Raw genomic sequence first — 7919 nt, forward strand, 5'->3', positions numbered from 1 at the left:
GCCGGGGCGCGGCGCCATAGGCTGTGAACCGGGTCCGGGCGGATCCCCGTCGGTTTCCCGATCCGGGCTCAGACGGCTTGCGTTTCGAGCCATCTTCGCGCCGCCGACAGGTCGGCCCGCAGCGCCTCGCGCGCGGCGGTGCGGGCGGCGGCATCGGGCAGTCGCAGGATGTAGGAGGGGTGCACCGTCACCAGCACCGGGGTGCCGTCCGCCGCGGCCTCGATCCCGCCGCGCCGCTTCATCAGCCCGGTGCCGGACCCGGTCAGCGCGGCCAGCGCCGTCGCGCCCATGGCGACGATCAGCCGGGGGCGCAGCAGCTGGCGTTCCTGATCCAGCCACCACCGGCAATGCGAGACCTCGCCCGCATCCGGGCGCTGGTGCAGCCGCCGCTTGCCACGCGGGGTGAACTTGAAGTGCTTGACGGCATTCGTGACGTAGACCTTTGCCCGGTCGATCCCCGCCGCCGCGGCCTCGGTGTCGAAGACCTCGCCCGCCGGTCCGACGAAGGGGCGGCCGGCAAGGTCTTCCTGATCGCCGGGCTGTTCGCCCACGATCATCAGCGCGGCATCCGCAGGGCCTTCGCCAAAGACCGTCCGGGTCGCCGGGCCATGCAGGGCGCAGCGGGTGCAGCCCGCCGCCTGCGCCCGGAGCGCATCGAGCGTGCCGGGCGGGGGCTCCACCGCCTCGCGCTGCGCCATCGCGCGGGCGACCATGGCGCGGCGGGCGGGCGGTTCGGTGGGCATGGCGGCCTGCATCTGCGCCGCGCGTCGGGGGGCCTCGCGGATCAGGTCGGGGATCAGGGCGGCCTCGGGCAGGTTCTTCCAGTATTTGCGCGGCATCTCGGACTGCATCGCCGAGACCATCAGCCGTGCGGGATTGAAGATCGACGCGTAATAGGCGCGCCAGAGGTCCTCGGTCGCGTCCTCGGGCGGGCGCTGGTCGGGCGGGGTGGCCGAGAACGACAGGCGGCCAGCGTCGAACCGCGCGGTCAGCGTGGGCGTGGCGATCACCCAGTCCATGTCGCCGAAGCGCCCGGCAAAGAAGGGGCTAGCGGCCTCGACGATCGGGTGGTCGGGTTCGAACCACGCGCCGAAGGCCCGGCGCGGCCCGTCCGAGGGCAGTTCGCGGAACCGGACGAAAGCATGCATCTTGTGGATGTCGCGCCCGACGGCCTTGGCGTCGGTCAGGATGCGGCGTATCATCGGATCGGACCGGTCGCCCCATCTGGCCCGGCCGTCGGACAGGCGCAGCACCGCCGCATAGGCGCGGGCGAAGCGTTCGGGATCCGAATGGTGCAGCGCGGTGTCGATGGTGGCCAGCGCGCTGCGCGGCAGCCGGATCTCGCGGCCGGGGCCGGGCACGGGGGCCGCGCCCGCGAACAGGTGGCTGGCGGATTGCCCGACCCGCCAGACAACATCCTCGGCCCGGATGCCCGCGCGGGCGAGGGCGCGCGCCTCGTCCCGCCATGCGGCGGCGCTTCCCACCACCGGCAGGATGACCTCGTGCATCAGAAGAGGCTCAGCTGTTCGGGGGGCGGGGCGAAACGGGCCCGCAGTGCCGCCGCATCCGTCAGGCCGCGCGGTGACCATCCGGCGGCGGTGATGAAGGGGGCCGCGTGCTTCATCACCGCGCCCATGGCCGTCAGATCCTCGTAGCGCACGGTCCGGTGGCGGCGGGCGGCCAGCAGGCGGCCGACGGTCTTGGTGCCGAAGCCGGGGACGCGCAGCAGCATCTCCCTCGGCGCGCGGTTGACGTCGACCGGGAAGGCGCCGCGGTTGTCCAGCGCCCATGCCAGCTTGGGGTCGACATCGAGATCGAGCATGCCCTTCGACGCGACCTCGCCCACATCGAAGCCGTAGAAGCGCAGCAGCCAGTCGGCCTGGTAAAGCCGGTGTTCGCGCAGCAGCGGCGGGCGGATCAGCGGCAGGCTGCGCGAGGAATCCGGGATCGGCGAGAAGGCCGAGTAATAAACCCGCGACAGCGCGTAGCTGGCGTAAAGGTTCGATGACTGGGTCAGAATCGCCTTGTCGTCGGAGCTGTCGGCGCCGACGATCACCTGCGTCGACTGGCCCGCCGGGGCGAACCGCGCCTTGCGCCTGCCGCGATAGGTCGTCTCGCGCGAGGCCTCGCGGCGCAGGCGCACCTCGCCCATGGACCGGCGGATGCCCTGCGCGTCCTTCTCGGGCGCCAGCTTGGCCAGCGCGGTTTCGGTCGGCAGTTCGACGTTGATCGACAGCCGGTCGGCCCATTTTCCCGCCGCCTCGATCAGTTCCGGCGCGGCGTCGGGGATGGTCTTGAGGTGGATGTAGCCGCGGAAATTCTCGCGCTCGCGCAGGGTGCGGGCGATGCGCACCATGTCGGCCATGGTGTCGTCGGGCGACCGGATGATGCCCGAGGACAGGAACAGCCCCTCGATATAGTTGCGGCGGTAGAACTCGATCGTCAGCTTCACCACCTCGTCCGCGGAGAACCGCGCCCGTTCCACGTGGCTGGAGGCGCGGTTCACGCAATAGGCGCAGTCGTAGATGCAGAAGTTGGTCATCAGGATCTTGAGCAGGCTGATGCAGCGCCCGTCCGGCGCGTAGGCATGGCAGATGCCCGACCCGCCGGACGATCCCAGGCCCTTGCCATCGCGCGAATTGCGCCGCTCGCCGCCGGACGACGCGCAGGAGGCATCGTACTTGGCAGCGTCGGAGAGGATTTCGAGTTTGCGGGTGAGGCTGAGTGCGGGCATGTGTTCATGATATGTTCTTTATTGCCGGGCTTCAAGATCGTGTCGGGTGCGCCGGTCCGGCGGTGGCACGGGGTGGCGGGCGGGCAGGGGGCGCTGCTTTGCCGTTATTTGCTCTTCTCGTGGCTCGTGCACTGCAACATCGGATGTACCTTCGAAGAACCTCGCAACACAAGGCTGCTGAAGCGTTGTTGCCGCGGTTCGAAACCCCGATTTTCTGACGACTGCGCAGCAGCGAACAGCTTTGCCCGGCGCCTCCCACGAGGCGCCGGGTGATCGATTGAGTGAGTTCGAGGCTTGAGGGCCAGTATCACTGGGCCGTAAGTGCCTCCGGAAGCGGCTTGGTCTTGAGCCGGTCTGCGAGGATGCCGTCGGTCGCTTCAGGGCGGAGATCGTGGCGGCGAATGAGCTTCGCCGCGCTCTCCGGAGCGATGTGCTCCAGGTCGGCGAACAGTTCTGCGGCGCGCTGCTCCGGCATCTGGTCCAGCAGCTGCTCCAGCGCCTTGACCATCGCCGCGCGGATCTTCGCGCGGGTCTCAGCGTCCTTCTCGCCATCCTGACGGGCCGAGGCCTTGAGGGCCTCGATCAGGCGGTCGGTCTTCTTGCTCATGGGGTACTCCTTTGTGAGCGATGGGGTGAGCGTCGTTGAGGTCACGGGGAGGAAATGGAAACGATCGCTTCCGGACGGAAAGAAATCAGTCGCGGTCGGGCGGATACTCTTCGCCATGGTCAGAAGGCTCATGCCGTCGAAGGGCCGTGAGGCTGCGCGTGAGGCCCTTCAGCGTGGCCTTTCCGGAGGTCGCGAACTCCCCGGACAAACGTGATACGAACCCTTGCAACAGGTCTCGCGCCTTGCCGATCTCGGCGATGTCACGGCGCAGGGCCTGCTCCGCATCCTCACGGGCACGACGCTTCAGGCCCCCGAAGAGACGGCCGATAAGCGCTGTGGCGCGCGTCCTGCCTTTCGGGGATGCCATCAGACGCTGCATCAGCCGTGCCGTTTCGAGCGCGAGCTTCTCCTCGGAGAGCGTGGCTTTCAGGCGGGGAACATCGCCGCTGTCGTCGCAGGTGAAGGCCCCACTTTCGACCCCTTCGATCGCGGCATCGATGGAGTCGATTTCGGCTTCGCGCACGGTCAGAGCGGCATCCCGTTTATCCAGGCGGCCATCGCGCTGATCGAGCACCTCTTCGCGTTCGTTCAGTTCCACCTTCCGGGCTTCCAGTTTCAGTTCCTGCTCGGCACGCCATTCTGACGTGCGGGCGTGGTAGCGTCGCTTCGGCAGCGGCTGGCCCGCAGCCCGCGCCTGCCGGATCGCGGCGGCGCGACGCTCACCGCGCTGCAGGTTCACGACGCTGAACGCGGCCCCGGCGCTGTCCTGCGCCTGCTCGTAGTCCTTGATCAGATCGTGCTTCGACGGCTGCAGCATGTGGCGCACAGCGATCACCTTTGTCTCGCCGGTATTCTTGTTGGTGCGGGTCATCTCGACCCGCTCGATCGGCAGCAGAACGGCGTGAACGTGGAACGCCGTCTCGTCGCGATCGACGCGCGCGTGGATGATGTCGCCCTTGAACTCCTTGCGTAGCCAGTTCTCGGCACAAGCTTGGAATTCGGCCTCGCGGCTTTCGCCAAAGAATTCGGCCACCTCGTCCTCGAAGTAGGCGCGATTGGCCGTCAAGATGATCTCCCGAAGGGGCCCGTGGCGCGTAGCTCGCCACGGGTCCTTCGGGCCTTCAGCAAGGCGCCGCTCGGCATCTTTCTTGCGTTTTCGTTTTCGCAGCGCAGTAACCTCGTCGAGGAAGTTCTGCAGGCGGATCTCCTGGATCCTTTCCAGCGCCTCGGCCGCCCAGGTATCCTTGCCGATGAAGGTCTTGTTGAGGTGACTTCTGCCCTTGTCGACGTGGCTCATGTCGCCGCCCTTGCGCAGGCGGTGGGCTTCGTACCCGGCAAGATCGTTGGGAAACATGCCGCGCATGCGAAGCACCACGCGGTACTTCTCGTTTTGCTGTTGTGCGGAGGCCATCGGCCGATCTCCTGCTGCTCGATGAGCAGGAGATCGGTCGATGTGGGGACGCTCGGAAAACCGTGGGCAGGTGGGGCTTCACGTCGTCGTAGTGTTCAACGTGGAAGGGGATCGATAGGGCTGGGATAAGTGGACCATGGGGGAGCCTCGGCGATATCACCGAAGTCATCCCGTTCGACTTGCCCAAGTACAAGCCAGTGCATCGCGCGTTGGTGCGGGATCTCGATCCAAATGCGGAAACGCGATGAGGCAGAGGTAGGCATCCGGGCCTGGTTCCAATTGAAGGTTACACATGATCAGATTGCTCTTCGTGGAAAGCGATAGGGAGATGAAGAATGCAGGGCCATAATAGTGGCGCTGCGTGGACTTTCATGTACCGAAGTTTCGGCAACGTATGCCTGATCTAAACCAAAGACCTCGATTGAAAAGAAGCTAATACACCACTCTACCCAGCGTTTTGGGGGTCGCCGAAAAATGGTCCAAGACTTCCTCCAATATGTCGAGAATCGGAGAGAATGTGTCAAAATCTATCGTCGCTTGATCTTTCGACACCTTCTCAGCCAAGATTCTTTTTCCATAGTTCTTTTTCTTGTCAAAAGTCTTCTCGTTAGGGTTGAAGGTTTTTCCGCCGAGAACCTGAGATACCACAGACTTAGGAAGAAAATCCTCGATCATGCTGTCTTTTCCGCCAGCAAGTTTCGGGGTCGGGATAACATAGAGATTTCGGGTGACGTGATAGAACCTGTCTTTTCCATCAACATTTTTCTTTGAACCCGATGTTGTCTTGATCGCCCCCCAAAGACCATCTTGTGACCCCTGATCATTGTCAACCAATAGGATAACTGGAGAGATAAATCCCCTTCCTCCCAAACCATCCGTGCGACTCTTGTATTTGTGGACTAGTTCCTTTAAGTCGCCAGTGCCACCATTGAGGTGCTGAACTGAGCTCGGAACCCTCAACTTGCTTCCAATCCGTGGGTAATGGAACAACTTAACTGCTAGGCCACTTGAAGACCCGCTATCTTGAAGCTTGGGACGGGCAGTTTTGCTGCGTTTGATAGCGCATTGCAGGTAAATGTTGTCTGTTACGCCCTCGCAAAGAATCACAGGCTGCGGAGAGGCCACAAATGTCTTGTAGTCTAGGAAGCGCCGATATTCCTTGTAGAAGCTCGGTTCTCTTGGCCCTGTGGATTTATTGAGTCTCCTATACTCAAACTCAGCGCCCTTTACCCAGAAGATATGACTTAGAAGGCCTTGGAGGGCAGCTTCAGAAACCTCAACCTCGCTTTCCAACCCTCCAATCCTAACTTTCTTCGAGCAGGTGTCGCTTTTAATAAAGTTGTGAATTTGAGCTCGTACCTGCTTATAGAGTTCACGCTTGACGTTAATCTTCTTGTTCACGACGAGACCAGTCACATCTTGTCGAGACCTTCGATATTGCATGCGAGTTTTGTCAGGATTTATCGCAAACCCAGACCTCTTAACTTCAGTGCGGATCTTCTTGGATAGTTTCCAATCTCCGGCTGACTCTGCGTCATCGCGGTCCGCCGCAATACCCCTCGGGAATTCGCTTTTGTTTGTCGAAATTGTTATGTCATCAGCGTATCTAGAATAAGAACACCTGCTCTTTGTCGCAATTCTTGAAAGTCTGATGTCAAGGTGGTTTGCTATGAGGTTGGATATAACGGGAGATGTCGGCGCCCCTTGGGGTAATGATCCGTTGTGGCAGGCCAATTGAGAAACTATTGTGGCCACTTTCTCTTCGAGCAAGAAGTGTTTGTTCTTCATAAAGAAGCCGCGAACTCTGCCGAAGTTGATAGAGGGAAAGAAGTCCTTCAGGTCGAAGTTCAGGACCCACTTCCTATCGATATGCTGGGCGCCGTTGGTAGAAATGGATAAGTGACGCTTGAAGCCGTGGGACAAGATACAGTTCTCGCCGCTGGCCTGCCCTTTCTCAATTTCCGCCAAGCAATCTTGCAGAACCCGCGCCATCCGCCTTTGAGCAAGCTTGAGTTCTGGGATTGGGGCAGATATTTTCCGAACACCCTTTGTGGCCTTCGGAACCTCGAACTCCGTATATTTCGAATCGTCCGGAATTTTGTAGAGGATGTACGATAGTTTCTTAGGTTGATACCCGATGAGGTGGGCAAGATCGGTTAGATTCTTGCATGACTTTAACCTGGATAGTGAGCTCATACGACCTGCCAAGTATCTATTCGGTGAGCCCGTGGGCACTCTTAGGCAACCGAAGGGTCACGTAAGATATGCTGAAGGAAACCCGATAGGGCATATCCACCTGACGATGGATTCATCCGTCGCGAAAGCACAACGGTAAAATCTGCCCACGAGCTCGAATCAAAGTCTCTTACAGTGGCGGGACGAATGCAACCTTTTCGTTTTTTTCTCGAATTGGATACGTCCATGGACATGCACCAAATTCGGCTTCAGACCCTCCGTGTCGGTTGTCACAGTAGCCTTGTATCTCATACCAAGGCCGCAACATCCGCATGGCAGTCGCCGAAGCCTGGAGCAGTCAGGCGCTATCTGGGTGAACCCCGGTGCCCTTCATAAAGTCTCACAAAATTGAAACGACGGTAAGAGCACATCCCACAGGCTTTTCACGGGTTACAGTGTGCCGTTTTGAGGTGGCGAAAGGTCTTTGAAACACCAGCTTGTGGACGCTTGTGCAGACACGAGCAGTGCGAGCAGAGGTCAGTCTGAGGTCATGATGCCCTCCAGAAGCAACGTGCGTGACGGTCAATATATTTGGAACGGCTATGCCGCTCCTTGCCCCTCAATGAACTCGTCGGGTGTAATTCCATCGAAGAAGAACTTGACAACATATCGGTCAAACGCCCCAAGCGAACTTATCGCCAGGACTGCCTCCAGTCCCAAGAGTTTGAATTGTTCGAGCGACGCCAAAAGGTCCATCTCTGGGTCAAGGAAATCAATGAGGCCAGCATTGTGTATCTTCTTTGAGATCATCCGCGGTAGCCCGTACTCTTCAAGGTGATAGACTGCGCTGGGCAGAAATGCCCTGCTCATACGCCCTATGAAAGCCGAAATATCGACTGATGGGTTGATGATCATCTTGTGTAGTTCGTTTGCATCGCTTGTCTGACGTCAGCACCCATCGGACAGATTTAGGGGTTTGAGCAACGGAGGAT

6 protein-coding genes are annotated in these 7919 nt (G+C 60.7%); all 6 read right to left on the reverse strand.

The features are described 5' to 3' along the window. Nucleotides 1–68 precede the first annotated feature (68 nt). The 6 genes from ATO6_RS10045 to ATO6_RS10070 all read right to left on the reverse strand — a co-directional run bounded on the left by ATO6_RS10045 (nt 69) and on the right by ATO6_RS10070 (nt 7842). Nucleotides 69–1508 (reverse strand): UdgX family uracil-DNA binding protein, encoded by a 1440-nt coding sequence (locus ATO6_RS10045; protein WP_088623855.1) that lies wholly within the window; start codon nt 1506–1508, stop codon nt 69–71. Beyond that, complete coding sequence (locus ATO6_RS10050) at nt 1508–2734, reverse strand: putative DNA modification/repair radical SAM protein (RefSeq protein ID WP_088623856.1); 1227 nt, start codon at nt 2732–2734, stop codon at nt 1508–1510. The genes ATO6_RS10045 and ATO6_RS10050 overlap by 1 nt, the downstream gene beginning before the upstream one ends. Nucleotides 2735–3041: 307 nt before the next feature. Then, nucleotides 3042–3341: a hypothetical protein gene (locus ATO6_RS10055; protein ID WP_088623857.1), complete on the reverse strand. Its 300-nt coding sequence runs from the start codon at nt 3339–3341 to the stop codon at nt 3042–3044. Nucleotides 3342–3426: 85 nt separating this feature from the next. Beyond that, entirely contained in the window at nt 3427–4752 is a 1326-nt protein-coding gene (locus ATO6_RS10060) for a plasmid recombination protein (RefSeq protein WP_088623858.1), read from the reverse strand. A gap of 432 nt (nt 4753–5184) precedes the next feature. Continuing rightward, nucleotides 5185–6948: a retron Ec67 family RNA-directed DNA polymerase/endonuclease gene (locus ATO6_RS10065; protein WP_088623859.1), complete on the reverse strand. Its 1764-nt coding sequence runs from the start codon at nt 6946–6948 to the stop codon at nt 5185–5187. Nucleotides 6949–7527: 579 nt separating this feature from the next. Further along, entirely contained in the window at nt 7528–7842 is a 315-nt protein-coding gene (locus ATO6_RS10070) for a hypothetical protein (RefSeq protein WP_176440879.1), read from the reverse strand. Between the last annotated feature and the right edge of the window lie 77 nt (nt 7843–7919).

It is taken from the genome of Oceanicola sp. 22II-s10i, from assembly GCF_002210105.1.
Lineage (GTDB): Bacteria > Pseudomonadota > Alphaproteobacteria > Rhodobacterales > Rhodobacteraceae > Pseudooceanicola.

Bases quoted from the DNA above. Each gene is read 5' to 3' on its own strand.
- ATO6_RS10045 (WP_088623855.1), bottom strand. From the start codon at position 1,508: ATGCACGAGGTCATCCTGCCGGTGGTGGGAAGCGCCGCCGCATGGCGG.
- ATO6_RS10050 (WP_088623856.1), bottom strand. From the start codon at position 2,734: ATGCCCGCACTCAGCCTCACCCGCAAACTCGAAATCCTCTCCGACGCT.
- ATO6_RS10055 (WP_088623857.1), bottom strand. From the start codon at position 3,341: ATGAGCAAGAAGACCGACCGCCTGATCGAGGCCCTCAAGGCCTCGGCC.
- ATO6_RS10060 (WP_088623858.1), bottom strand. From the start codon at position 4,752: ATGGCCTCCGCACAACAGCAAAACGAGAAGTACCGCGTGGTGCTTCGC.
- ATO6_RS10065 (WP_088623859.1), bottom strand. From the start codon at position 6,948: ATGAGCTCACTATCCAGGTTAAAGTCATGCAAGAATCTAACCGATCTT.
- ATO6_RS10070 (WP_176440879.1), bottom strand. From the start codon at position 7,842: ATGATCATCAACCCATCAGTCGATATTTCGGCTTTCATAGGGCGTATG.